We start from the raw sequence: 26,185 nt of genomic DNA on the forward strand, positions 1-26,185 counted from the left end.
GCGGTGCGGTGCGGTGCGGTGCGTAACCTTAGCCCGCCGTTGCCGCCGAAGCGGCAACCGGTGCGCTGGCCGCGCCGTAATCGACCGGGGCATCGGCCGGACGCGGCTGATCGCCGTTGTGTTCGAGCCAGCCGCCGCCGAGTGCCTGATAAAGCGTCACCAGGTTCTGCAGACGCTCCATGCGTGCCGTGACCAGCAACTGCTGCGCCGAATACAGATCGGTTTGCGCGGTCAACACCGACAGGTAGCTGTCGACGCCGTTCGTATAGCGCAGATTCGACAGATCGAGACGGCGCTGTTCGGCGAAGTTATCGCGCTCCAGCGCCTCGATCTGCTGATCGTACGTGCCACGCGCCGCCAGTCCGTCCGCCACTTCGCGGAAGGCCGTCTGGATCGCCTTTTCATACGTGGCAATCTGGACGTTCTTCTGGATGTTGGCCACGTCGAGGTTGGCCTTGTTCTCGCCACCTTCGAAAATCGGCAGCGTGATGGACGGCGCGAAACTCCACGCCGCCGAACCCGGCTTGAACAGACCGCCGAGCGTCGGGCTCAGCGTCCCGAAGCTGCCGGTGAGCGACACCTTCGGGAAGAAGGCCGCGCGCGCCGCGCCGATGTTCGCGTTGGCCGCGAGCAGATTCTCTTCGGCCTCCATGATGTCCGGACGACGCGTGAGCAGATCGGACGGCAACCCGGCCGGAATGTCCGTAAGCAGATTCTGGCTGTCGAGCGGCTGACCGTCCGGCAGATCGGCCGGGAACGGTTCGCCGAGCAGCAGCACCAGTGCGTTGTCGGCTTGCGCCCGCAGACGCTGTTGCGACTGCAGGTTGGCGGTGGCCTGTTCGACCACCGTCTGCGATTGCCGCAAATCGAGTTCCGTACCGGTACCGTTGTCGAACTGCAGTTTGGTGATGCGATACGACTCCTGCGCCGTCTTCAACGTGTTCTGCGTGACCTTCAGCAGATCGTCCAGTTCGAGCACCGTAAAGTACTGATTCGCCACCTGCGAGACGAGCGCGATTTCCGCCGCCTTGCGAGCCTGCGCGGTCGCGAAGTACTGCGCCAACGCCTGGTCCTTCAGGCTTTGAATGCGCCCGAAGAAGTCGATTTCCCACGAGGCGTTCAGACCCACCGAGTACGAATTGGAAATGGTCTGGTTAAAGAACGACAGGTCCTTCGGCGTACGCGACTTGCTTTGCGACGCCGCCGCTTCGAGCGTCGGGAACAGCCCCGCGCGAACGATGCGGTACTGCGCCTGCGAAGCCTGCATGTTCAGCACCGACACACGCAGATCGCGATTGTTCTTCAACGCGATTTCGATGAGCCGCTGCATGCGCGGATCGACGAAGAAATCGCGCCAGCCGATATCGGGCGCAGCCTGACCGTTCGCGCTGCGCGCCGCGCCCGACGTGCCGGGCTGCGGTTGACCCGGTTGCGTCGCGCCCGGTTGCGTGTCGTACACGCCGCCGGTGGGGAACGTGCCCGTCACGGGCGGCGCCGGGCGCTCGTACTTCGGCGCCATCGTGCAACCCGCGGCGAACAGCGCGACCGCCACTGCTATCAGAGAGTGTTTTTGCATCTCAATGTCCGTCCTTGCCCGAGCCTTGATCAGCCGACCCGCCGGCCGAACCGCCGCTCTGCGGATCATGCGGATGGTGCTGGTTGTAGTGTGCGAGCGCCTCGTCCGGATCTTCCTTCTCGCCGCCGAACTTCGCGCGAATCACGACGAAGAACATCGGGATCATGAAAATCGCGAGGAAGGTCGCCGTCAACATCCCGCCGATCACGCCGGTACCAATTGCGTGCTGGCTTGCCGAACCCGCGCCGTTACTGATGGCGAGCGGCAACACACCGAGAATGAACGCGAGCGAGGTCATCAGGATCGGGCGCAACCGCAGACGTGCGGCTTCCAGCGCGGCCTCGACCGGCCCCATCCCTTCACCCTGTTGCAGCTCCCGGGCGAATTCCACGATCAGAATCGCGTTCTTCGCCGACAAGCCCACCGTGGTCAACAGACCCACCTGGAAGAACACGTCGTTCTCGAGCCCACGCAGCGTAGCGGCCAGCAGTGCGCCGATCACGCCGAGCGGCACCACCATGATCACCGAGAACGGGATCGACCAGCTTTCATACAGCGCCGCGAGACAGAGGAACACGACGAGGATCGAGATGCCGTACAGAATCGGCGCCTGCGAACCCGACTGGCGTTCCTGCAACGACAGACCCGTCCATTCGTAGCCGACACCCGCGGGCAACTTCGCGACCAACGCTTCCATCGCCGTCATGGCCTGACCGGTCGACTTGCCCGGCGCCGCCGCACCCTGGATTTCCACCGCGGAAATACCGTTGTAGCGCTCGAGCTTCGGCGAACCGTACGTCCACATACCGCTGGCGAACGACGAGAACGGCACCATGGTCCCGCTCGTGTTGCGCACGTACCAGAGGTTCAGATCTTCCGGCTTCATACGGAACGGAGCGTCGGCTTGCAGGTACACCTTCTTGATCCGGCCGTCGGTGTCGAGGAAGTTGTTCACGTACTGCGACGCCCACGCGATCGAGAACGTCTGATCGATCGCGGTCAGCGACACGCCGAGTGCGGAAGCCTTCTCGTGGTCGATATTCACCTTGTACTGCGGCGTATCGTTCAGGCCGTTCGGTCGCACCTGAGCCAGCGTCGGATCTTTCGCGGCCATGCCCAGCAGCATGTTGCGAGCTTCCATCAGCTTTTCATGGCCGACGCCCGCGCGGTCTTCCAGTTCGAAGTCGAAACCGGCGGCCGTGCCGAGTTCAGGAATCGAAGGCGGATTCACCGGGAACACGATCGCGTTCTTGTAGCTCGCGAAGTGCATGTACAGGCGGCCCACCAGCGACTGAACCTTCTGGTCCGAATGCGTGCGCTGCGCGTAGTCCTTCATGCGCACGAACACCAGACCGGCATTCTGCCCGCGACCGGCAAAGCTGAAGCCGTTCACCGTGAAGGTCGATTCGACGATGCTCTTCTCGCTGTCGAGCAGGTAGTCGGAGACGTCCTTCAACGCGCGCGCCGTGGTTTCCTGCGTGGAGCCGGACGGCGTCTGCACCAGCACGAACATCGTGCCCTGGTCTTCGTCGGGCAGGAACGACTTGGGTAGCTTCACGAACAGCAGACCGACCGCGACGATCACCACCATATAGATGATCAGCCAGCGCCCCGAACGCTTGATAACGTGGTGCACGCCCGAGTGATACTTGTCGCGGCTGCGGTTGAAGTTCCGGTTGAACCAGCCGAAGAAGCCCGTGTCCTTCTCGTGATGTCCTTTCGGAATCGGCTTGAGGATCGTCGCGCACAGGGCCGGCGTCAGGATCAACGCGACCAGCACGGACAGCACCATGGCCGCCACGATGGTGAGCGAGAACTGCCGGTAAATCGCGCCGACCGAACCGCCCGAGAACGCCACCGGCACGAACACCGCCGACAGCACGAGCGCCACGCCGACCAGCGCGCCGGTAATCTGGTCCATCGCCTTGCGGGTGGCGTCGCGAGGCGACAAGCCCTCCTCCTGCATCACCCGCTCGACGTTTTCCACCACCACGATTGCATCGTCCACCAGCAGGCCGATGGCCAGCACGAGCCCGAACATCGACAGCGTGTTGATCGAGAAGCCCACCAGACCCATGACCGCGAACGTGCCCAGCAGCACCACCGGCACGGCGATCGTCGGAATCAACGTCGCGCGCAGGTTTTGCAGGAACAGGTACATGACCAGGAACACCAGCACGATACCTTCGAGCAGCGTCTTGACCACTTCTTCGATCGACAGGCGCACGAACGGCGTCGTGTCGTACGGGTACTGCACCACCAGGCCGTGCGGGAAGTACTTCGACAGTTCGGCGACCTTCTCGCGCACCGCCTTCGCGGTGGCCAGCGCGTTCGCGCCGGTGGCGAGCTGAATACCGAAGCCTGCCGTCGGCTGACCGCTGTACTTGGTGTCGAAGTTGTAGTTTTCGCCGCCGAGATCGACGTGACCGACGTCCTTGATGCGAACCTGCGAGCCGTCGGGGTTGACCTTCAGCAGCACGTTGCCGAACTGCTCGGGCGTGTTGAGCAGCGTGGCTTCCGTGATGGTCGCCTGCAACACCTGCCCCGGCACCGACGGCGTGCCGCCGAGCGAGCCGCCCGCGACCTGCACGTTCTGCGCGGTCAACGCCGTCTGCACGTCGACCGGCGTGAGGCCGAAGTTGGTCAGCTTGTTCGCGTCGAGCCAGATACGCATGGCGTACTGCGAGCCGAACAGCGTCACCGTACCCACACCGTCGAGCCGGCTGACCGGGTCTTCGATGTTCGACGCGACGTAGTTGGCCAGGTCGTACTTGCTCATGCTGCCGTCTTCGGACACGAACGCCATGACCAGCAAGAAGCTGCTGCTCGACTTCGTGACCTTGGTGCCCAACTGCTGCACGGCTTGCGGCAACAACGGCGTGGCGAGTTGCAGCTTGTTCTGCACCTGCACCTGCGCGATGTCCGGATTGGTGCCGGCGGCGAACGTCAGCGTGATGGTTGCCGTACCCGAGTCATCCGATGTGGACGACAGATACAGCAAGTGGTCGAGACCACTCATCTGCTGCTCGATCACCTGCGTGACGGTGTTTTCCACCGTCTTCGCCGACGCGCCCGGGTACGTTGCGCTGATCTGCACGGCCGGCGGCGCGATGGTCGGGTATTGCGCAATCGGCAGTGTGAACACCGACGCGATACCCGCGAGCATCAGAATAATGGCGATCACCCACGCAAAAATTGGGCGATCAATAAAGAACTTTGCCATGAAGCGGGCTCCCTGTTATTACGCGCCCGATGCAGCGGAGGCAGGTTGTGCCGTCTGCGCACCGCTGGCGGCCGGCGCACCCTGAGCGGATGCGTCGGAAGCGGGTGTGGCGGGAAGTTGCGCGGCGACGGGTTTGACCTGCATGCCCGGTTTAGCCTTGTCGGTGCCCTGAACGATCACGCGGTCGCCGGCCTTCAGGCCGCTGTCGACCACCCAGTTCGAACCGAAGGTGCCCGAGGTGACGAGCGGTCGCAGCGCAACCTTGTTGTCGTCGCCGACTACCAGCGCGGTGGGTTGACCCTTCTGGTCGTGCGTGACGCCCACTTGCGGAACGACGAGCGCGTTTTCGTTGACGCCTTCCTGGATCTTCGCTCGCACGAACATGCCCGGCAGCAGCACCTTGTCGGCGTTCTTGAAGATCGCGCGCACGGTGACCGAACCGGTGCTCTGGTCGACCGTCACGTCGGTAAACTGCAGCTTGCCTTTTTCCGAGTACGTACGGCCGTCTTCGAGAATCAGCGAGACCGTGGCGGCATCGGGGCCGCTCGTCTTCAGACGGCCTTCCTGCATGTCGCGGCGCAGTTTCAAACCGTCGAGGCTCGATTGCGTCAGATCGACATAGACCGGATCGAGCTGCTGAACCGTGGCCAGCAGCGTGGCCGCGCTCGCCTGAACATAGGCGCCCGGCGTGACCTGCGAGACGCCGATCTGACCGGTGACCGGCGACGTGACGTCGGTGTAGCCGAGATTGATCTGCGCGGTGTCGACCGCTGCCTTGCCGGCGGCAACATCGGCGGCGGCCTGACCTTCGGAGGCGACCGCGTTGTCGTAATCCTGCTTGCTGACCGCATTGGCGGCGACCAGCACCTTATAGCGATTAGCCTGCGCGGTGGTCGACACGAGGTTCGCCTGAGCCTTGGCCAGCGTGGCCTTGGCGTTGTTCAACGTGGCGATGTACGGCGCCGGATCGATCTTGTACAGGCGTTGGCCCGCTTTGACCTGGCCACCTTCCGTGAATTCGCGACGCAGCACGATGCCGTCGACCCGCGCGCGCACTTGCGCGACGAGGAAAGCACTGGTGCGGCCCGGCAGTTCGGTGACGACGGGCACGGCCGTCGGCTGGACGGTGACGACGCCCACTTCCGGCGTTTGCGGCGGCGGGGCAGATTGTTTTGGTCCGCACGCTGCCAGTAATACGGCAGCCGTCGCGGCACTGATTAAGCGGAATGGAACCCGTTCGACGCGCATGGAGCGACCTCTGTCTAAGACTGAGAATGAAAAAGTGCGGGCATCCCTACCCCGTGGACGACACCGCACACATACGTCTCGTGACGCCTGACCGGAAGCCCATGGATGCAAATTCAAACTACACGGCATCCCGAGCGAGAGCGCCATGCCGGTCAAAAGCCGCATGGCGCCTTCGTTCCAGGCTCGGCGCAAAAGTGTTTTGAAAGGCAACAGTGACGGATATTAACCGGTCGTCACGGCTTGGGCTATCCAGTCGTGGGGTGCTATTATATATACATTCACGAATGCATGTAAAAGTGCGTTTACATTGCTGGCAGCGCGTCTCGCTGCAAGATAATTTCAAAATTCGCTTAACAGTAGACAGATTGCAATCTGCCGGGTTGTGAGCCGGATCCGGGAAAACCCCCATAGTCAGGCAGGTTATACCAATATGGTCAGAAGAACCAAGGAAGAGGCGAAGGAGACGCGCAACAGCATTCTCGACGCGGCCGAGCAGGTTTTCTTCGAGAAAGGCGTGTCGCGTACCTCGCTCGCCGATATCGCCCAGGCCGCCGGCGTCACGCGCGGCGCCATCTACTGGCATTTCGCACACAAGAGCGATTTATTCACCGAAATGTTCGACCGCGTGCTGTTGCCGCTGGACGAACTCAAAGCCGCTTCGCTCGATCCCAACGAGCCCGATCCGCTCGGCCGATTGATGCATGTCTGCATAGTCTGCCTGCGCGACACTGCGAACGACCCGCGCCGCCGGCGCGTATTCGACATCCTGTTTTTGAAGTGCGAGCTAGTCGAAGAGATGGGACCGGTGATGGTCCGCTATCAGACCAACATGCGCGAAGCGCTCGGCAAGATCGAGCTCGGCATGCGCAACGCCATTGCCAGAGGCCAGTTGCCCGCCGACCTGAATACGCAGATGGCGGCCTCGATGGTGCATGCGTTCGTCGGCGGCTCGTTGCGCGACATGCTGTTTTTGCCCGATGCAACGGACTTCGGCACGCAGGCCGAACAGATGGTCGAGGGAATTTTCGATGCGCTGCGGATGAGTCCGGCGCTCCGTCTCACGCAAAACTGAGGCAAGCCAGGCGAGGCGCGAATCCCGGCGTGACTGGGTACGCCACCCGCCTCAATGCTCGCTGATCCAGCGCGCCACATACAACAGCAGCGCGACCACGAAGATCATCGCCGCCCACGCCCAGTTCGGCACTGCATGAGCGCCCCGCTCCTGATGCGAGACATCGTTCGGCACACCATGCGACGCACTCGCCGCGCGCCCGGCGAGCGTCTGACCATGCTGGACGCGCGGGCGTCGCGCGATGCCGCTCAACGTGATCGGCCGCAAGAACACATTTTGTCGACGCACCGTCGCACCGCGCGCGCGGTTCGGCCCCTGGCCATGTTTGGCGCGCACGACCGCTTCGAACTCCGCGAAAAAATCGTCGGTCAGATGACGCAGCGCGTTTTCGAGTTGCCGCCTCGGCAATTCGGCGAGCGGTCCGGACGAGGTCGCCCAGATGGTGTACTCGATGCGGGTGGCCCGCTCGGCGTCACTGCCGCGAGCCCCGTCTTCCGCGCGCAGACGCAATTCGATCTGACCACGCAGCGAGCCGATTCCCTCGGCCTTCGCCTTGAAGTTGATGGTGCGATGCTCGGCGTCCGCCGGCCCGGAATCGCGACCCGCAACGTGGGCGCGTGCCTCGTAACGGGCGCGCAGCGGCCCGAGCGGCACGGTGGTAATCAGTTCGTACTCGCCATGCGCGAGTCGATCGAGCGACTCGCAATTGTCGAGGCTGGCCCGCAACAGGGCGAGATCGCGCAGTGCGTCCCACACGGCGGAGGGCGCCAGCGGAATCCGCAACGCGTCGTTCAGTTCCATGGCCATGACCGCTTCCCCACCACCCGATTGCCGGATCAGGACGTCTGGTCGATACGGTCGACCCGCGACGCGTAAAACGCCAGATATTCCTTGATTTGCGTAGCCGGTTCGAGCGGGGTTTCATAGCTCCATACGGCGTTTTCGATAAGCCCGTCTTCCGTGCGCAGATGGTAGTAGGACGCGTCGCCCTTGAACGGGCAGTGCGTCGTATGCGTGGAGCGCTCGAGCCGCGCCATGTTCACATCGCTGCGCGGAAAGTAGACCACGTCGGGCAAACCGGTTTCGCTCAACGTGAGCGCGGCCTGCGTGTCGGCCATCGTTACGCCGCCCTGAATGACCCGCTGGCGATGGTCGTTGCCGCTGATGGAGATAGTGTGTCCGCCGGCAGCCGAAGCGGCGCCGTGAGTTCCGTGAGGTGTCAAGGCATCGCTCATGTCCGGGCTCCGGGGTGTGGGGAGGTCCTGCAAACAGTGAAGCCACGGGTGAGCCGTGGCTTCTTCATTATCGGCGAAACTTTCGCCGGGCGCGCGACCTTCCTGCGACCTTCCTGCAATCAGCCGCGTGAGGGCGCCGCGGCCACAGCGGTCATTAGCGGCTTATTGCGTCGTCCAGTAGAAGGCGGCCTTCGCCGTGCCCTTCGCGGGGACGGTTACCGACTTCGTCTGATCGTGATCCTTGTATTGCGCGTGCACGGTGTAACGACCCGGGCGCAGCTTGACCAGCATGTACGGTCCGCGCGAGGTCGTGCCTAGCACGTCGCTGCCGTGGGCATCGACGACGCGCACGTGTACGTCGGCGAGAAAGTCCGAGCCCGGGCCGGTGAAGCGCAGCGACAGCGGCCACTGGCTTTGCGCATGTTGCAGCGCCTTCGACTCGTCGAGTCCGACGCCGCCCGACACGTACGAAACGTCGCCCTGCTGCTGGATCTGCGGCAGCCCGCCGCCGTTGTCGTTACCGGCACTGCTCTGGTCGGCCGTGCTGCCGCCGGTCGTGTCGCTCGCCTGCTGTGCATAAGCGCCGCCTGCCAGACCGAGCGTGAGCGCTGCACAGAGGGCAGCGGCTACGATCCTTCGCTGTTTGCGTTCGGTTTTCATCGGTTCGCTCCTTATTAAGGTCCTTGTCGTCCGGCGCCCGGGATGTGGGTCCGGATCGTTGCAGACGCAACTGGCGTGCCACGCGCGGCCGCAGCCCGGGCAGTCCCGATCCATAACGAGGCTCCATGCGGCCCGGCACGGCGCGCCGCCTGTGCTTTCAGTAGACGAAAAAAAGCCGGTCCCTCTGCAGTTAATGCAAGGACCGGCAAACACGGTTACATCGGGGATTCGAAATCGAAACCGCGCCGCTCGTCAGAGCGACGCGGCAGGTGCGGCGTGGGCTATTAGCCGAGATCCACCGGCACGAAGATCTGCGCGTTGTCGCGCTGGATCAGCAGCGCGATGCTGTTGCCGGCGCCGGCGATCATCTGTTTGAGCTGATCGACGCTCGTGACCGGACGGCCGTTCACCGCCAGGATCACGTCGCCCGGCTGGATGCCGGCGTTCTCCGCCGCGCCGCCCGCCTGCTGCACCAGCAAGCCGTGCGACACCGACGCGCCATTCTTCTCTTCCGGCGTCAGCGGTCTGACGGCAACCCCCAGGCGGCCTTGCAACTGGGTCGGCTGATCGGGCTTGGCCGACGCTTCCTTGCTATCCGACAGCGAGCCGATGGTCACCTTCAGATCCTTGGTCGCCTTGTCGCGCCATACCTGCACGCTGGCCGAGCTGCCCGGCGCGATGCCGGCGATCTGCGACGGCAGATCCGACGAGTCGATCACCGGCTCGCCATTCACCGAGAGGATCACGTCGCCCGGTTGCAGACCCGCCTTGGCGGCGGGGCCGCCCGGATCGACCGAGCTGACCAGCGCGCCTTGCGGCTTCTGCATGCCGAACGAGTCGGCGAGCGTCTGGTTCAGGCCCTGCACCGCGACGCCGAGACGGCCGCGACTCACGTGCCCGGTCTTGACGATGTCGTCCTTCACCTTGATGGCTTCGTTGATCGGAATCGCGAACGACAGGCCCTGGAAGCCGCCGGTCTGCGAGTAGATCATCGAGTTGATGCCGATCACTTCGCCTTGCAGGTTGAACAGCGGGCCGCCCGAGTTACCCGGATTCACCGGTACGTCGGTCTGGATGAAAGGCGTGTAGTTTTCGTTCGGCAGCGAACGCGATTTCGCGCTGATGATGCCCGACGTCACGGTGTTGTCGAAACCGTAAGGCGAGCCGATCGCGACCACCCACTGCCCGACCTTGCTCTGCCGCGGATCGCCGATCTTCACGGTCGGCAGATTGCTCGCGTCGATCTTCAGCACGGCGACGTCCGACTGCTTGTCCGCGCCGACCACCTTGGCGCGGAACTCGCGCTTGTCCGTGAGCTTGACCGTGACGACATTGGCACCGTCCACCACGTGCGCGTTGGTGAGAATGTAGCCGTCGTTGCTGACGATGAAGCCGGAGCCCAGACTCGCGCTCGGCTGATCGGGCGCATCGCCGCCGTCGCCGCCCTGCATGCCCGGCACGCCGCCGAAGAAGTGCTTGTAGAACTGATAGAACGGATCGCTCGGATCGATCGGCAACTGGTTGCCATTACCGCCACCATTGGCACCGTCGCCATCGCCGTTACTGCGCAACGCGGTGCGCTTGACCACGTGCTTCGCGCTGATGTTGACGACAGCCGGACCATAAGTTTCGACGAGTCCGGAGAAATCGGGAATGCCGGTTTTGGCGGCGGCTTCCGCGGGCATCATCGCGGCTTGCGCCGGCGTGATGACCTGCGGCGCGGGCACGTCGCGATGCCCCGCCACATAGCCGGCGGAGAGCGCCACGGCAACGGCGACGGCAACGGCGCTGCGGGACAAGGTTTTCGCGTTCATCTGGTACTCCTGACGGGGAGAAAAAGGCTTTGGAATGACACGCAGCGTACGTGCCATCGCTTAAAGGAGTCTTAAGCAGAACCCGCGCTTTTTTGCCCGTTCGAGTCGACCTCAGAACCGCACGTCGACCTGCAAGCCGCCCGTCGGCGATTCGTCGAGCGACACCGCCGCGTGATGCTGCAAGGCGATGCGTCGCACGATCGCGAGTCCCAGTCCGCTGCCCGCCACATCGGTGCGCGCACGCGTCGCACCGGCGCCCGAGCGATAGAAGCGGTCGAACACGCGATCGCGCTCGGCCGGCTCGATGCCCGGCCCGCTATCGGCGATCCGCACCAGCGGATGCCCCTCTTCCACCACCAGCGAAACGTCGACACGGCCGCCGCGCGGCGTGTACTTGGTGGCGTTATCGACGAGGTTGTTGAACATCACACGCAGCGCGTCGGCGTCGCCGATGACCGTGGCCGGCTCGCTCGCATCGATGCCGAGATCGACGCCGCGATTCTGCGCAAGCGGCGCGTAAGCCGCCACGCAATCCTGCAGGAGCATGCGCAGATCGATGGCATCGGTGACGGCGAGGCCATCGGGCTCCGAGCGAGCCAAAGCCAGCAATTGCTCGGCGAGACGCGTGGCGCGCGTCACCCCCGCCTGCAGATCGGCGAGCGCTTCCGTGCGCGACACGTCGTCTTTCGCGCGCGCCACCAGTTGCGACTGAATCTGCACGGCGGCGAGCGGCGTGCGCAACTCGTGCGCGGCATCGGCGACAAACGCCTTCTGAATATCGAGCGCGGTCGCGAGCCGTTCGAGCAGGCCGTTCAACGCGCGCACGAGCGGCTGCACTTCGAGCGGCAGACGCTGGTCGGGCAACGGATCGAGCGCTTCCGGATGGCGCGCGTCGAGCGCGCTGGTCACGCGCCGCAGCGGCCGCAACCCACGCCCGACGATCACCCACACCGCGAGTCCCATCAACGGCAACAGCACGATGAGCGGCCACAGCGTACGCAGCGCGACGCTCGCCGCGAGCTTGTTGCGCACCGACACCGGCTGCGCCAGTTGCACGACGTTATCGCCGACGATCGCGCCATACACGCGCCAGTCGCCGCGCTCCGTGTGTTCGGTCGAGAAGCCGAGTTCCGCACGCGGCGCGAGCGGCGCGCGCGGTCGCGAGTAATACATCAGCACGCCGTTGCGATTCCAGATTTGCAGCACGATGCCTTCCTCGCCGGTGTCGCGCGAACCCAGCACCTGCGAGAACGGCTCGGCCGGCAACGCCGCGGCGATCTGCTCCAACTGGTAATCGAACAGCTCGTTGGCTTCGGCGAGCGCCTGCCGGTAGATCAGCCAGCCCGCGATGCCCACGCCGAGCAGCACCAGCGCCAGCAGGCCGATCAGCAATTGACGTCGGATCGAACGCATCGGCTCAGGCGTCCTTCGCGATCATGTAACCCAGACCGCGGACGTTACGGATCAGCTCCGCGCCGAGTTTCTTGCGCAGCGCGTGAATATAGACCTCGACGGTATTGCTGCCGATCTCCTCGCCCCAGCCATACATTTTTTCTTCGAGTTGACTCTTCGAGAGCACTGCGCCCGGCCGGGCGAGCAGCGCCTCCAGCAACGCGAACTCGCGCGCCGACAGCGCGACCGGCGCGCCGTCGAGCGTGACCTGGTGCGAAGCCGGGTCGAGCGTCAGGTTGCCATGCCGGATAGTCGAATCGCTGCGGCCCGACTGACGCCGGATCAGCGCGCGCATGCGGGCGCCGAGTTCGTCGAGATCGAAAGGTTTGACGAGATAGTCGTCGGCGCCCGCGTCGAGACCTTTGACACGATCGGCGATCGCATCGCGCGCGGTCACGATCAGCACCGGCAACGCGTGACCGCGAGCGCGCAGCGTGCGCAACACGTCGAGACCGTCGCGCTTGGGCAAGCCCAGATCGAGCAGCACGAGATCGTAAGGTTGATGGCCCGCGGCGCTCAGCGCGGCTTCGCCGTCTTCCACCCAGTCGACCGCGAAGCCCTCGCCGCGCAGCGCCTTGCGCACGCCTTCGGCGATCATCCGGTCGTCTTCGACTAGCAATATGCGCATGGTGATGGAGTTCCGAAACGGTTCGAGGATGCCGCATTCTAGCGTTCGCTTCGCGCGGACGCTGCGTGGCGGTTTTGACACCGCAGGCTCGCGGCATGTCTCTACAATGTGCGCTTTGCGTCGCGGCGCAATGCCATGCGATGCGTTTTTGCGTCGCCGGATTCGCGACCCGCCCCGAACTCTTGCATCCTCGCCAGTCCATGACGCTTGCCTTGCTGTCCGCTTTTGCTCGCCGTGCCACGTTGCGCCGCCGGGCCGTCTCTTCCTCTACCTTTGCATCCGCGATTGCATCCGCTAATGATTCACCCATCGACCGGTTCGCCTTGCGTCCGGCTTTGAGCGTGCTCGCATGCGTTGCATTAAGCGGCGCTGCGTTATCGCCGCAGGGCGCGCAGGCCCGCGTCAAGGCCGCGCATCCCAGCGTCAATGTCACGACCGTGCTGCCGCAGCCGGTCATGCTCGGCCTGCAGCGCGCGCACGTTCCGCTATCGGCGATCAGCGTGGTCGTGGAGAAGGTGGGCGACCGCACGCCGATCGTCGCGCTGAACGCCGGCAAACCGATGATGCCCGCCTCGACGATGAAGCTCGTCACCACCTACTCCGGCCTGTCGATTCTCGGCCCCGATTACCGCTGGCGCACGAGCGCCTATTCGGACGGCACGCTCGACGCGAGCGGCGTCCTGCACGGCAACCTGTACATCCAGGGAACCGGCGACCCGAAACTGGTGCCGGAGGAACTCATCGACCTCGTGCAGAAGATCCACCAGGCGGGAATCACGGGCATCGACGGCGCGCTGGTGCTCGACAAGCGTTACTTCGATCCGTCCACGCGCGACCTGCCGCCGTTCGACGACGACGCGACCGCTCCTTACAACGTCGGCCCCGACCCGCTGCTGTACGCGTTCAAGGCACTGTCGTTCACGTTGACGCCGTCGCCCGACGGCAGCGTCGCGATCGACGTAGTGCCGGCGCTCGCGCAGTTGCAGATCGACAATCAGATGCATGCGGTAAACGGCCCTTGCCGCGGCGATGCATCGATCGTGTCGCCGACGGTCACGCCGCAGCCGAACGGCACGGTAGTCGCATCGTTCGCCGGCAGGTACTCGGTGCGCTGCGGCCCGCGCACGATCAACCTCGCCGTGCTCGATCACTCGTCGTTTTTTGCCGGCGGTTTTCTCGCGCTGTGGCAGCAGACCGGCGGCACGTTCCATGGCGCGACGCGTGAAGGCGCGGTTCCGGTTGGTGCACGGCTCGTCGCCACGCATCAGAGCCCGGTGCTGGGCGACATCGTTCGCGACATCAACAAGTTCAGCAACAACACGATGGCGCGCAATCTGTTTCTGACCATCGGCGCGGCCGAAGAGAAGCCGCCCGCGACGCCCGCCAAATCGGCCGAAGCCATTCAGGCGTTCCTGCAGCGCGACAGCATCAACATGGAATATCTGACGCTCGACAACGGCTCGGGTCTGTCGCGCGACGAGCATGTGACCGCGCTGGCGCTGGCCGACCTGTTGCAGCGGGCGAACGCGAGCCCGGTCGCGCAACCGTTCGTCGATTCGCTGCCGATCGCGGGTGTCGACGGCACGATGCGCAACCGGCTGACCAACCTCGGCGCCGGCGGCTATGCGCACATCAAGACCGGCACCTTGCGCGACGTCCGTGCGATCGCCGGCTACGTGGCGTCGGCGGACGGCAATAGCTACGTGGTGGTGAGCCTGATCAACGATCCGCACGCCGAAGCCGCACGCGCTGCGCACGATGCGCTGCTCGAGTGGGTGTATCAGGGACCGGCGCAGGGCTTGACCCGAGTGGCCGAAGCCACGAGTGCCCCGTCGAACGCGCCGTTTGCAGAACCGCGCGGCAAGCCCAGGAAAAACCCGAAGAAGCGCGGCGCCCATTGAGGATTCCTTCTACCGAGCCGCGCGCCGCGGCTCGCTCTAACGTGTACGCTGTCGGGCAATGTTCGGCGCGCGTGTAAACGCGGGCTGTCATGCACGAGCCTTGCAGCGATTGCGCTCGCGTGATCCGCTCAAACGACGGTCCGCTGCATGACCTGCTGCATTGCCGGAAATAATAATCAGCGTACCCGCGGGGACTCACCCGGCGGACAGCGACCACGGAGGACGACACCATGCGATTCGATGCCGAATTGCTGCTGCTTGCCATGGCGCCGGTCTTTCTCGCATGCATCGGTTGGGAAGCCTGGCACCTGCGGCGCACGCGCCCCGGCGCGCAGCTTTATAGCTGGCGCGACACGCTCTGCAACGCCGCGCTGGCGCTGTTGCAGCAGGCGGCCGACAAGCTCGCCTGGCTCGCCATCATTCCCGTCTACGCGTTTTTCTACGACCGCTACCGCGTGCATACGTGGCCGGCTAGCTGGGTGTCGCTCGTCGTGCTGTTCGTGGCGCAGGACTTTCTCTATTACGTATTCCATCGCTGCAGTCATCGGGTTCGCTGGCTATGGGCCGCGCACGTCGTGCATCACTCGTCCGAGCGGATGAATTTTTCGACCGCCTTTCGCCAGAGCCTGATGTATCCCATCGCCGGCATGTGGCTGTTCTGGATTCCGCTGGCCGTGCTGGGCTTTCCGCCGAAGCAGATTGTCGCCATCGTGCTGATCAATCTCGGCTTTCAGTTCTTCGTTCATACCCAGGCGATCGGTAAGCTCGGCTGGCTCGAATACGTGCTCAATACACCGTCGATTCACCGCGTGCATCACGCCCGCAACGATCGTTATATCGACACGAACTATGCGGGCGTGCTGGTGATCTGGGACCGGCTGTTCGGCAGTTTCGTCGAGGAAGATCCGCACGATGCGCTGGTGTACGGCATCGTCGAACCTTTGTCCACTTATAACCCGCTAACGGCGACGTTCCACGAATGGCGCTCGATGGCCGCCGACGTGGTGAGCGTGCGAGGTGTGCGCAACAAGTTGCGCGCGCTGTTCGCTCCGCCCGCGTGGGCGACGCAATATCATGCGCGTCGCGCCGCCGGCCTCGCGGTTCCGGAAGCAGATGCGCCGGACAACGACACGGCCGCGTTTCAAACAACACGCAGGCATTAGAAGATTCTGTAAGCTGTCGTCATGCCGCCGACGCGGTGGGCGCTGCCTGCAATAAATGGCATATCGGCCAGACCTACGAGGAGATTGAAACAACATGATTCGAACAACAGCATCGAAGAAACAGCATGGTTCCCGCATCACGCAAATCGCTTTGGCGAGCGCGGCATTTGCGTTGCTGACCGCTTGCGGCGGTGGTGGCGACGACAACAATTCGGGCAGTTCGACGCCTGCGGGCGGGGTGAAACTGCAAGTGGTCTCGTTCGGCGACAGTCTCTCGGACGTCGGCACGTATGCGCCGGTAATCCAGGCGAACTTCGGCGGCGGCCGCTTCACGACGAACCCGGGCGAAGTGTGGACCCAGAAGGTCGCAGAGTATTACGGCGGCACGTTGACGGCGGCGTATCTGGGCGGCTTTGGTCAGCCGTTGGCGGCGGCGGGCGGTTATGGATACGCACAGGGCGGCTCGCGCGTGACCGACCCGGATGGCGAAGGTCATGCCGCGACGGGACAGCCTGACTATGCGCAGGCGACGACGGTGCCGATCGTGACGCAGGTGCAGAACTATCTGGCCGCGCACGGCAGCTTTAATTCGAATCAACTGGTGCTGGTGAATGGCGGCGCGAACGACATTTTCGAGCTGGCGACTTCGTTGACGACCGCGATTCAGACGGACATTGCGGGTGGCATGACGGCGCAGGCTGCCGTGGTGAAGGAAACGCAGGGAACGCTGGTACCGGTGGCGGTTGCGTTGGCGCAGCAGGTGGGTGTGATCTTGCAGAATGGCGCGACGCACGTGGTGGTGTCGAATGTGCCGGACATTGGGCAGACGCCGCTGGGGTTATCGGAGGGGCCGGCGGGGCAGGCATTGTTGTCGGCGATTACGACGGTGTACAACACCGCGTTGTTTGGGGCTTTGCAGCAGGCGGGGCTGTATAGCAAGATCATTCCGATCGATGCTTATTCCTGGCAGGATAATTTGACGACTAATGCTGCGGCTAATGGGTTTAGCGTGACCAATACGGGGACTGCCTGTAATTTGACTGCGATGGCTACGGCTGCTGCCAAGTATGGGGAGAGCGATCCTACTGCGTTTGCTTCTTCGTTGTTCTGCTCACCGCAGACCTATACCGTCGCTGGGGCGGATCAGAGCTATATGTATGCCGATGAAGTGCATCCTACGACGCATACGCATGCGCTTTTTGCGCAGTATGTGGAGCAGCAGGTGGCTGCTGCTGGGGTCGGGAAGTAAGGGTTTTTTGTTGGTCTGGATTTTTTGGCCTTTCCTTGATTTGTTAGTGGTCTATTAGCGTTCCCCCTGTGCGGGGGGCACCTACTTTTCTTTGCCGCCGCAAAGAAAAGTAGGCAAAAGAAAGCGGCTCACACCGCTAATTCTTAAGCGGGGACCGCGCGGGTTTCTTTGGTAGTGGTGCATCTGGAATCCGGTCCCGCGCGCATTCGACGTTAGTGACAAAGCACTCATCAGCTCCCACTCCGCACTGCGTGCGTCGCGGATGGGTACACCACGGAAAGCGAAAAACCGAGGGTGGTAGAACGACCCGGGGGGCGCGCGAAGCGTCGCCGGAAGAATGACTGCCTTGTCACCAAGGCGAAGTGTGCGAGAGCACGGATTCCAGATGCACCACTAATAGGGAAATGCTACGGGGCCCACTTATAAGCTAGCGGTGTGAGCCGCTTTCTTTTGCCTACTTTTCTTTGCGGCCGGCAAAGAAAAGTAGGTGCCCCCCCGCACAGGGGGAACGCTAATAGACCACTACCAAAGCAAGGAGAGGCCAAAGCCCAAAAAAGCCAGTGCAACGATAAAACCCACCCTTCACTCCGCCTCAAAAGCCGCAGCCGCCCTCCCCAACCGATCATTAACCGCATCCCACTCTGCCGCCTCAGGCAGCTTCTCAACAAGAATCCGCCCAACCCCCGCGCGATCGAGCGCCCTCAGCATCCCATAAAGCTCCCGCGCATAAACCATCGGTTCTTCAGGCGCAGCCAAAAACCGGACCCCCTCCGCGCGAGCCCAGTCCCCCGCCCGGGAAACCCGTGCCACCAACGCCACGCGTTCACCCACCCCGAGCCCCGCGAGCACCCTTTCGAGCGCCTCGAACGGCAACAACACCAATGGTGTCCTCGGCGCGTAATGCGCCTTCAACGTCCCGGAAGCCCGCGGTGCAGTCGCATCCGACCCATCCGGCAGACGCGGCGCCTCCCCGATCACGTCGGCAATCTGCTGCGGCGTCACATGCCCCGGCCGCAACAGCGCCGGAAAACCCCGCGACAAATCCAGAATCGTCGACTCGATCCCCACCTCCGACGCGCCGCCATCCAACACGTGAATCGCCGAGCCGAACTCATCGCGCACATGCTGCGCCGTCGTCGGACTCACATGCCCAAACCGGTTGGCCGACGGCCCGGCAACGCCGCCATGCCCACCGCGCAACGCGCTGAACGCCTCCAGTAAAGCCTGCGCAACCGGATGCGACGGACACCGCAGTCCCACCGAATCCTGCCCCCCGCTGACCGCCGGATCGATATGCGCCGCACGCTTGAGAATCAAGGTCAGCGGCCCCGGCCAGAACGCGTCGATCAAGCGCTGCGCCTGCGCCGGCAAATGCTCGACCCAGTAGCCCGGATCGCCCTGCGGCGCCAGATGCACGATCACCGGATGGTTCGCCGGCCGCCCCTTCGCCGCATAAATACGCGCCACCGCGTCCGCACTCTCGGCATCACCGCCGAGGCCATACACCGTCTCGGTGGGAAAGGCGACCAGTTCGCCCGCATCCAGCAAGGCGGCCGCGTGTGCGATCTCCGCCGCGCTAACCGGCAACGCGCTCGCCGCAGCAACGGGTGGTTTCTGTTGATCCGACATGGCCAGCCGTCAGCTCGTGATGATATGCAGCAGCCGCGCGCAATCGCGCCCCGCCGTGCGCGCCTCTTCGAGCGTCGCAGCCGTGAAGTTCACGTGACCCATCTTGCGGCCGCAACGCGCCTCTTCCTTGCCATACAGATGCAGGCGCGCTGCCGGCATCGCAGCGACTTCCTGCCACGGCGGCGTCACTGCCGCGCCCTTCGGCCCGCTCGGGAACCAGACGTCGCCGAGAATGTTCAGCATCACCGCCGGCGAGTGCTGGCGCGTGTCGCCGAGCGGCATGCCCGTCATCGCGCGCACCTGCTGCTCGAACTGACTCGTCGCGCAGGCATCTACCGTGTAGTGACCGGAATTGTGCGGACGTGGCGCCATCTCGTTGGCGACCAGCGAGCCGTCTTCGAGAATGAAAAATTCGACGCACAGCACGCCGACATAGCCGAGCTTGTCGGCAATCTGCAGTGCGGCCTGCTGCGCCTGCTCGACGACCGTCGCGCTCGCATCCGGCGCGGGGACGATAGTGTGCGACAGCACGCCGTCGCGGTGTGTATTCTGCGCCAGCGGATACACCACCGACGCGCCGCTCGCCGCTCGCGCAATCAACGCGGACACTTCGTACTTCAGCGGCAAGCGCTTTTCCAGCATGCAGGGCACGCCAGCCAGCGACGCATGCGCCTCGCGCACTTCCTCGGCATTGCGCACGCGAATCTGGCCTTTGCCGTCGTAACCCATGCGCGCCGTTTTGAGAATGCCGGGCAGTACGGCTTCAAGTTGGGCGTCGCCGAGCTCGGAGAGCGCCGCGGACGATTCGATCACCACGTGCGGCGCCACTGCCACGCCCGACGCCGCGATAAACCGCTTCTCGGCAATCCGGTCCTGCGCCACCGCGACGCAACGGCCGGCCGGACTCACGAACGTGGTTTTGGCCAGGAAGTCGAGGCTCGTTGCCGGCACGTTTTCGAACTCGGTCGAGACCGCCGCGCACAACCGCGCGAGTTCGGTCAGCGACGCTTCGTCGTCGTACGCCGCACGAATATGACGATCGGCGACTGCACCCGCCGGACTGCTTTCGTCCGGGTCGAGCACGGCGACGCGATAGCCCATGGCCTGCGCGGCAAAACAGAACATGCGGCCGAGCTGGCCGCCACCGACCATGCCAAGCCATGCGCCGGGCAGAATCGGTGAAACCGGTGTGTTGTCTGGATTCATCTTAGTGGTCGGTCGCGGCCGGCGCGCTCGCATAAAACGGAGCGCGTCGGCCGGGGGTCAGGCAAGGGGACTTCTGGAATCAATCAGCTTTGCGCTTCTACTTTGCTTCTCGTATGCCTCGCAAGCGAGTTACATCCGCGTCACAGTCGAGTCAGAGCGGCTTCACATCCGCTTCACAGCGCGGGCAGCACCATCGCATGCGCCGCCTGGTTCTGACGCAAACGGAACGCTGCGAGCTTGTCTGCAAACGCGGCGCTCGTGCCGCCGAGAATCGACACCGCGAACAACGCCGCGTTGGCCGCGCCCGCTTCGCCTATCGCAAACGTCGCCACCGGCACGCCCTTGGGCATCTGCACGATGGAGTGCAACGAGTCGACGCCCTTCAGATACTTGCTCGAGACCGGCACGCCGAGCACCGGCACCGTCGTCTTGGCGGCCAGCATGCCCGGCAGATGCGCCGCGCCGCCCGCACCCGCGATGATGGCGCGCAGGCCGCGTTCACGCGCGCTCCCGGCATAGGCGAACATCTCGTCGGGCATGCGATGCGCGGACACCACCTTCGCTTCGTACGGCACGCCGAATTCCTGCAGAATCGCCACGGCGTTTTTCATGACTTCCCAGTCGGAGCTGGAGCCCATCAGCACGCCGACCAGCGGCGCGTCGTGCGTATGGGCGGTTTGAGCTTCACTCATCTTGTGGTTCCTGGTTTCCCGTTCGGCCAGCGCGTCGCTCAGGCGAGCTTTTGCCCGGTCAGACGTTCGAGCGCTTCCTGATACTTTTCGCCCGTCTTCGTGACGACTTCGTCCGGCAGCTTCGGCGCCGGCGGTTCTTTCTTCCAGGATTGGGTTTCGAGCCAGTCGCGCACGAACTGCTTGTCGAACGACGGCGGGTTGGTGCCGACCTTGTATTCGTCGGCCGGCCAGAAGCGCGAGGAATCGGCCGTCAACGCTTCGTCCATCAAATACAGCTTGCCGTGATCGTCCAGACCGAATTCGAATTTCGTGTCGGCGATGATGATGCCGCGCGTCGCCGCGTAGTCGGCGGCTTCCTTGTACAGCTTGATCGAGATGTCGCGAATGGTGGCCGACAGTTCGGTGCCGATGCGCCGTTCCATCTCGTCGTACGTGATGTTTTCGTCGTGGTGGCCCATCTCGGCCTTGGCTGCCGGCGTGAAAATCGGCTCGGGGAGCTTTTGTGCGTTCTGCAGGCCCGGCGGCAATTCGACGCCGCAAACCGAACCGGTCGCCTGGTAGTCTTTCCAGCCGCTGCCGGCCAGATAGCCGCGCACCACGGCTTCCACCAGAATTGGCTCGAGTCGCTTGACCACGACCGCGCGGCCCTTCACCTGCTCCGCTTCGTCGGCGGACACCACCGACTCGGGCGCCACGCCCGTCAGGTGATTCGGCACCACGTGCTTGAGTTTCTCGAACCAGAAGTTGGCCATTTCGTTGAGCACGCGGCCCTTGTTCGGAATCGGCTCGCCCATGATGACGTCGAACGCCGACAGACGGTCGGTCGTGACGATCAGCAACTGGTCGTTGCCCACCGCATAGTTGTCGCGGACTTTACCGCGGCCGAGCAGCGGCAGCGAGCGGAGCGTGGATTCGTAAAGGGTAGACATCGTCGTGGTTCGCTAGAAATGGAACAAAAAGGGGACAAAAACTGTGACCCGAACAAAAGGGAAACGCCGTTCCCCGGATGATGCGGGAACGGCGATCGAACGACAACCTGGCCGGATGGCCAGGCGCGCGGAAGATTGCGCGCCCGACGAAGCGTCGGTTGGCGCAATCTGATCAGAACCTAGCGGACGACTTGCGCAAGCTCGCCAGCTTTGTACTTTTCCGCGATTTTATCAAGCGAAACCGGCTTGATCTTGCCAGCCTGGCCTTCGCAGCCGAATTGCGTATAACGCTCGATACAGATTTTCATCGCTGCGTCGCGCGCGGGCTTCAGGTAATCGCGGGGGTCGAACTTGCCCGGATTGGTCGCCATATAGCGGCGAATCGCGCCGGTAATGGCCAGACGCAGGTCGGTGTCGATATTGACCTTGCGCACGCCGTTCTTGATACCTTCCTGGATTTCCTCGACCGGCACGCCGTAGGTTTCCTTCATGTCGCCGCCGAATTCACGGATCTCGGCCAGCAGTTCCTGCGGCACCGACGACGAGCCGTGCATCACCAGATGGGTGTTCGGAATGCGCTGGTGGATTTCCTTGATGCGCTGAATCGACAGAATATCGCCCGTGGGCTTCTTGCTGAACTTGTACGCACCATGCGACGTGCCGATGGCAATCGCCAATGCATCGCACTGGGTCAGCTTGACGAAGTCGGCAGCCTGCTCCGGATCGGTCAGCAGTTGCTCGCGGGTCATCGTGCCTTCTGCGCCGTGGCCGTCTTCCTTGTCGCCCTTCATGGTTTCCAGCGAACCGAGCACGCCCAGTTCCGCTTCCACCGTGATCCCGATCGAATGCGCCGCTTCCACCACCTTGCGCGACACGTCGACGTTGTACTCGTACGAAGCAACCGTCTTGCCGTCGGCTTCGAGCGAACCGTCCATCATCACGCTGGTGAAACCGCTGCGGATCGCCGCCATGCACACCGCCGGCGATTGCCCGTGATCCTGGTGCATCACGACCGGAATGTGCGGATACGACTCCACCGCCGCTTCGATCAGATGGCGCAGAAACGCTTCGCCCGCATACTTACGCGCGCCGGCCGAAGCCTGCATGATGACCGGTGCGTTGACCTTGTCGGCCGCCGCCATGATCGCCTGCACCTGTTCCAGGTTGTTCACGTTGAATGCCGGAAGGCCATAACCGTTTTCCGCGGCATGGTCCAGCAGTTGACGCATTGATACGAGAGGCATGCTGTCACTCCTTAGATTGAAACGAATTCTGTGCCGCTGACGGCCGCCGTTCTTTTTTTGGGCGATTTTATCGCGAAGCAAACCGCATACCCGTTTCACACGTTCCCTAAGGCGCCGTGCCCAGCACGCGCAATCGAAGTCCGTGTGCCGCCTCTCGCGGGGTGTGCGGGCCTGCTTCGCTCATCGAGCCCGTGACGGTCGAGCCATCTACAACCTGTTCAACGCATTCAATACGGTTCGCCGACCCGCACGATCTTCAGCGTGTTCGTGCCGCCCGCCTGACCCATCGGCTCGCCGACCGTCAGCACCACCATGTCGCCGCGCGACGCGTAACCCTTGCTGACCACGGTTTCCAGCGCCTGTTGCAACGCGATGTCGCGGTCGGTGTTGGTGTCCAGATGCAGCGACGTCACGTTGCGGTACAGCGCCATGGCGCGCTCGCTGCCGACCCGCGGCGTGAGCGCGAAAATCGGCACGTGCGACCAGTGGCGAGACATCCACAGCGCGGTCGAACCGGACTCGGTCAACGCCACGATCGCCTTCGCGCCCAGGTGATAGGCGGTGAACAGCGCGCCCATCGCGATCGACTGGTCGATGCGCGTGAACGTGCGGTCGAGGAAATCCTTGTCCAGCTCCGACTGCTCCGATTTCTCGGCTTCGAGGCAAATGGCCGCCATCGTTTCGATGGTTTCCACCGGGTACTTGCCGGCCGCCGATTCCGCCGACAGCATCACCGCGTCCGTGCCGTCCAGCACCGCGTTCGCGACGTCCGACACTTCGGCGCGGGTCGGCACCGGTGCGTAGATCATCGACTCCATCATCTGGGTCGCGGTGATCACGAACTTGTTCGATTCGCGCGCCATACGGATCATCCGCTTTTGCAGCGCGGGGACTGCGGCATTCCCCACTTCCACGGCCAGATCGCCACGCGCGACCATGATGCCGTCCGATGCGTCCAGAATCCCCTGCAGCGCAGGAATGGCTTCCGCGCGCTCGATTTTGGCGATCATCTTCGGCTTGATGCCGTGCGGCGCGCCGGCGATATTCGCGAGCTGACGGGCCATTTCCATGTCCGTCGCGTTCTTCGGAAACGATACCGCGACAAAATCGACACCGATCGACATCGCCGTGCGGATGTCTTCCATGTCCTTCGCGGTGAGCGCCGGCGCGGACAGTCCGCCGCCTTGCCGGTTGATGCCCTTGTTGTTCGACAACTCGCCGCCAATCTTGACGACCGTGTGGATCTCGCTGCCGATCACGCGCTGGACGTCCAGCACGATCAGGCCGTCGTTGAGCAGCAGCACGTCGCCCGATTTCAGGTCGCGCGGCAAGTCCTTGTAGTCGAGGCCGGCGCGCTGTTCGTTACCCAGTTCACAGTCGGCGTCGAGAATGAACGGCTCGCCGGCCGTCAGCAGGATCTTGCCGTTCTCGAATTTGCCGACGCGGATTTTCGGGCCTTGCAGGTCGGCCATGATGGCCACTTCGCGGCCGGCCTGACGGGCCGCCTCGCGCACGAATTCGGCGCGCTGGCGGTGGTCGTCGGCGGTGCCGTGCGAAAAATTGAGCCGGACGACATCCAGTCCGGCATGAATCATCTTGAGCAGAATTTCCGGCGTGCTGGAAGCCGGGCCGATGGTGGCGACAATCTTGGTGGCGCGATGCATGAGTCTCCTCGTCTGGGTTTGATCGCTGGAAAGAGCGCTGCGAGTCGGATGCGGAGGCTGCGCACCGAAGAAAGCTGGCTGGGGCTGCGCGCCGGTTGAAACCGGCGTCGCTTTATTGTGTGAAGCGGTGTTCGGGAGCAGGACTGGAGGAGCGGGCGTGGGCACGGGGGTGGAGTCGGGCGTCTGCAAGGGCGTCTGCACGGCCGCCTGCGAGGACTCCGGCTGGGGCGCCGGAACTGGCGCGACCACCGCAGCGGCGCGCACGGCGCGCTCCCCTGCCGATCCTGCCGCCGTATTGCGCGGCGCCTGAGCGCCGCGCCCCTTTGCCGACTTCGCCGTTGGGGAGCGTGTCGCCACGTTAAGCCCGCGATTCCAGCACTTCGACGGCGGGCAGCTTCTTGCCTTCGAGGAACTCGAGGAAAGCGCCGCCGCCCGTCGAGATATAGCTGACCTGGTCGTGAATGCCGTATTTGGCGATGGCTGCGAGCGTATCGCCGCCGCCTGCGATCGAGAACGCCGACGACCTGGCGATCGCCTCGGCCAGCGTTTTGGTGCCGTTGCCGAACTGGTCGAATTCGAACACGCCGACCGGGCCGTTCCACACGACCGTGCCGGCTTTTTCCAGCTGCGCGGCCAGTACCTTGGCGGTTTCCGGTCCGATATCGAGGATCATGTCGTCGTCTTCGACGTCCGCCACGGCCTTGATCTCGGCCTTGGCGGCCGGCGAAAACTCCTTCGCCGTGACCACGTCGACCGGGATCGGTACCGACGCACCGCGCGCCTTGGCCGCGTCGATGATGGCCTTCGCGTCGCCGACCAGATCGGCTTCGGCCAGCGACTTGCCGATTTTCAGGCCCGCGGCCAGCATGAACGTGTTGGCGATGCCCCCGCCGACGATCAGCTGATCGACCTTCTCGGCGAGCGACTTCAGGATGGTGAGCTTGGTGGACACCTTCGAGCCGGCCACGATGGCGACCAGCGGGCGCTTCGGCGCGCCCAGCGCCTTACCGAGCGCTTCCAGTTCGGCGGCGAGCAGCGGGCCGGCACAGGCGACCGGCGCGTATTTCGCGATGCCGTGGGTGGTGGCCTCGGCACGGTGCGCGGTGCCAAACGCGTCGTTCACGTAGATGTCGCAGAGCTTCGCCATTTTCTGCGCGAGCTCGTCGGAGTCTTTCTTCTCGCCCTTGTTGACGCGGCAGTTTTCCAGCAGCACGACATGGCCCGGCGCCACGTTCACGCCGTTTTCGACCCAGTTCGCGACCAACGGCACGTCGCGGCCGAGCAGTTCGGCGAGACGTTTGGCGACCGGCGCGAGCGAATCTTCCGGCTTGAAATCGCCCTCGGTCGGGCGGCCCAGGTGCGAGGTGACCATCACGGCAGCGCCCGCCTCGAGCGCGTCCTTGATAGCCGGCACGGAGGCGCGTATGCGGGTGTCTTCGGTGATGTTGCCTTGATCGTCCTGCGGCACGTTCAGATCCGCGCGAATGAACACGCGTTGACCGGCTAGCTTGCCTTCGGCGATCAGATCGGTGAGACGCAATACCTTAGTCATGGGCTTGGGTGCGAGTTGATGAGAAGGCGGTGGCGGACGGCGCACTGA

20 protein-coding genes are annotated in these 26,185 nt (G+C 63.9%); 4 read left to right on the top strand and 16 right to left on the bottom strand.

All coding sequences use genetic code 11. The annotated features are described in order from the left end of the window. Positions 1–28: 28 nt before the first annotated feature. From FQ746_RS23375 to FQ746_RS23385, 3 genes are read right to left on the bottom strand one after another with little or no spacing between them, the layout of a single operon-like run. Positions 29–1,576 carry an efflux transporter outer membrane subunit gene (locus FQ746_RS23375; protein ID WP_144111999.1) on the bottom strand — a complete coding sequence of 516 codons (1,548 nt, stop codon included), beginning with the start codon at positions 1,574–1,576 and terminating at the stop codon, positions 29–31. Position 1,577: 1 nt separating this feature from the next. Further along, positions 1,578–4,799: an efflux RND transporter permease subunit gene (locus FQ746_RS23380; protein ID WP_144112000.1), complete on the bottom strand. Its 3,222-nt coding sequence runs from the start codon at positions 4,797–4,799 to the stop codon at positions 1,578–1,580. Between the two features lie 18 nt (positions 4,800–4,817). Next, a complete protein-coding gene (locus FQ746_RS23385; RefSeq protein WP_144112001.1) occupies positions 4,818–6,047 on the bottom strand; it encodes an efflux RND transporter periplasmic adaptor subunit in 1,230 nt (409 codons plus the stop codon). 430 nt (positions 6,048–6,477) lie between these two features. On the opposite strand from FQ746_RS23385, the gene FQ746_RS23390 reads away from it, so the two are divergent. Then, positions 6,478–7,119 (top strand): TetR family transcriptional regulator, encoded by a 642-nt coding sequence (locus FQ746_RS23390; protein ID WP_144112002.1) that lies wholly within the window; start codon positions 6,478–6,480, stop codon positions 7,117–7,119. Positions 7,120–7,170: 51 nt separating this feature from the next. Here the strand turns inward: FQ746_RS23390 and FQ746_RS23395 are convergent, their stop codons facing one another. The 6 genes from FQ746_RS23395 to FQ746_RS23420 all read right to left on the bottom strand — a co-directional run bounded on the left by FQ746_RS23395 (position 7,171) and on the right by FQ746_RS23420 (position 12,908). Then, the gene (locus FQ746_RS23395) at positions 7,171–7,920 is read right to left on the bottom strand and encodes a CoxG family protein (RefSeq protein WP_144112262.1); all 750 of its coding nucleotides are present in this window, start codon (positions 7,918–7,920) and stop codon (positions 7,171–7,173) included. A gap of 35 nt (positions 7,921–7,955) precedes the next feature. Next, complete coding sequence (locus FQ746_RS23400) at positions 7,956–8,354, bottom strand: DUF427 domain-containing protein (protein WP_144112003.1); 399 nt, start codon at positions 8,352–8,354, stop codon at positions 7,956–7,958. A 162-nt stretch (positions 8,355–8,516) separates the two neighbouring features. Continuing rightward, positions 8,517–9,014, bottom strand: a complete 498-nt coding sequence (locus tag FQ746_RS23405; RefSeq protein ID WP_144112004.1) for a carboxypeptidase regulatory-like domain-containing protein — start codon at positions 9,012–9,014, stop codon at positions 8,517–8,519. 284 nt (positions 9,015–9,298) lie between these two features. Further along, positions 9,299–10,828 carry a DegQ family serine endoprotease gene (locus FQ746_RS23410; protein ID WP_144112005.1) on the bottom strand — a complete coding sequence of 510 codons (1,530 nt, stop codon included), beginning with the start codon at positions 10,826–10,828 and terminating at the stop codon, positions 9,299–9,301. A gap of 111 nt (positions 10,829–10,939) precedes the next feature. Next, positions 10,940–12,241 carry an ATP-binding protein gene (locus FQ746_RS23415; protein ID WP_144112006.1) on the bottom strand — a complete coding sequence of 434 codons (1,302 nt, stop codon included), beginning with the start codon at positions 12,239–12,241 and terminating at the stop codon, positions 10,940–10,942. 4 nt (positions 12,242–12,245) lie between these two features. Then, positions 12,246–12,908, bottom strand: a complete 663-nt coding sequence (locus FQ746_RS23420; protein ID WP_144112007.1) for a response regulator — start codon at positions 12,906–12,908, stop codon at positions 12,246–12,248. Between the two features lie 200 nt (positions 12,909–13,108). Here FQ746_RS23420 and dacB point away from each other — a divergent pair, with 200 nt between their 5' ends. From dacB to FQ746_RS23435, 3 genes are all read left to right on the top strand, one after another. Further along, complete coding sequence (gene dacB, locus FQ746_RS23425; protein WP_144112264.1) at positions 13,109–14,809, top strand: D-alanyl-D-alanine carboxypeptidase/D-alanyl-D-alanine-endopeptidase; 1,701 nt, start codon at positions 13,109–13,111, stop codon at positions 14,807–14,809. Between the two features lie 230 nt (positions 14,810–15,039). Further along, on the top strand, positions 15,040–15,972 hold the full coding sequence (locus FQ746_RS23430; protein WP_144112008.1) for a sterol desaturase family protein: 933 nt from the start codon (positions 15,040–15,042) through the stop codon (positions 15,970–15,972). 97 nt (positions 15,973–16,069) lie between these two features. Beyond that, positions 16,070–17,221, top strand: coding sequence for an SGNH/GDSL hydrolase family protein (locus FQ746_RS23435; protein ID WP_144112266.1), 1,152 nt, complete (start codon positions 16,070–16,072; stop codon positions 17,219–17,221). 582 nt (positions 17,222–17,803) lie between these two features. Here FQ746_RS23435 and FQ746_RS23440 read toward each other — a convergent pair. The 7 genes from FQ746_RS23440 to FQ746_RS23470 form a co-directional block, all read right to left on the bottom strand. Further along, positions 17,804–18,850, bottom strand: a complete 1,047-nt coding sequence (locus FQ746_RS23440; RefSeq protein ID WP_144112009.1) for an L-threonylcarbamoyladenylate synthase — start codon at positions 18,848–18,850, stop codon at positions 17,804–17,806. Positions 18,851–18,859: 9 nt separating this feature from the next. Further along, positions 18,860–20,056 (bottom strand): 5-(carboxyamino)imidazole ribonucleotide synthase, encoded by a 1,197-nt coding sequence (locus tag FQ746_RS23445; protein ID WP_144112010.1) that lies wholly within the window; start codon positions 20,054–20,056, stop codon positions 18,860–18,862. 173 nt (positions 20,057–20,229) lie between these two features. Beyond that, positions 20,230–20,748: a 5-(carboxyamino)imidazole ribonucleotide mutase gene (gene purE, locus FQ746_RS23450; RefSeq protein ID WP_144112011.1), complete on the bottom strand. Its 519-nt coding sequence runs from the start codon at positions 20,746–20,748 to the stop codon at positions 20,230–20,232. Positions 20,749–20,786: 38 nt separating this feature from the next. Beyond that, a complete protein-coding gene (locus FQ746_RS23455) occupies positions 20,787–21,677 on the bottom strand; it encodes a phosphoribosylaminoimidazolesuccinocarboxamide synthase (RefSeq protein WP_144112012.1) in 891 nt (296 codons plus the stop codon). Between the two features lie 179 nt (positions 21,678–21,856). Continuing rightward, positions 21,857–22,921 carry a class II fructose-bisphosphate aldolase gene (gene fba, locus FQ746_RS23460; protein WP_144112013.1) on the bottom strand — a complete coding sequence of 355 codons (1,065 nt, stop codon included), beginning with the start codon at positions 22,919–22,921 and terminating at the stop codon, positions 21,857–21,859. Positions 22,922–23,148: 227 nt separating this feature from the next. Further along, the gene (gene pyk / locus FQ746_RS23465) at positions 23,149–24,585 is read right to left on the bottom strand and encodes a pyruvate kinase (RefSeq protein ID WP_144112014.1); all 1,437 of its coding nucleotides are present in this window, start codon (positions 24,583–24,585) and stop codon (positions 23,149–23,151) included. 358 nt (positions 24,586–24,943) lie between these two features. Beyond that, a complete protein-coding gene (locus FQ746_RS23470) occupies positions 24,944–26,137 on the bottom strand; it encodes a phosphoglycerate kinase (protein ID WP_144112015.1) in 1,194 nt (397 codons plus the stop codon). Positions 26,138–26,185 lie beyond the last annotated feature (48 nt).

The sequence above is a fragment of the Paraburkholderia sp. BCC1886 genome (assembly GCF_900996245.1).
Taxonomy (GTDB): Bacteria; Pseudomonadota; Gammaproteobacteria; order Burkholderiales; family Burkholderiaceae; genus Paraburkholderia.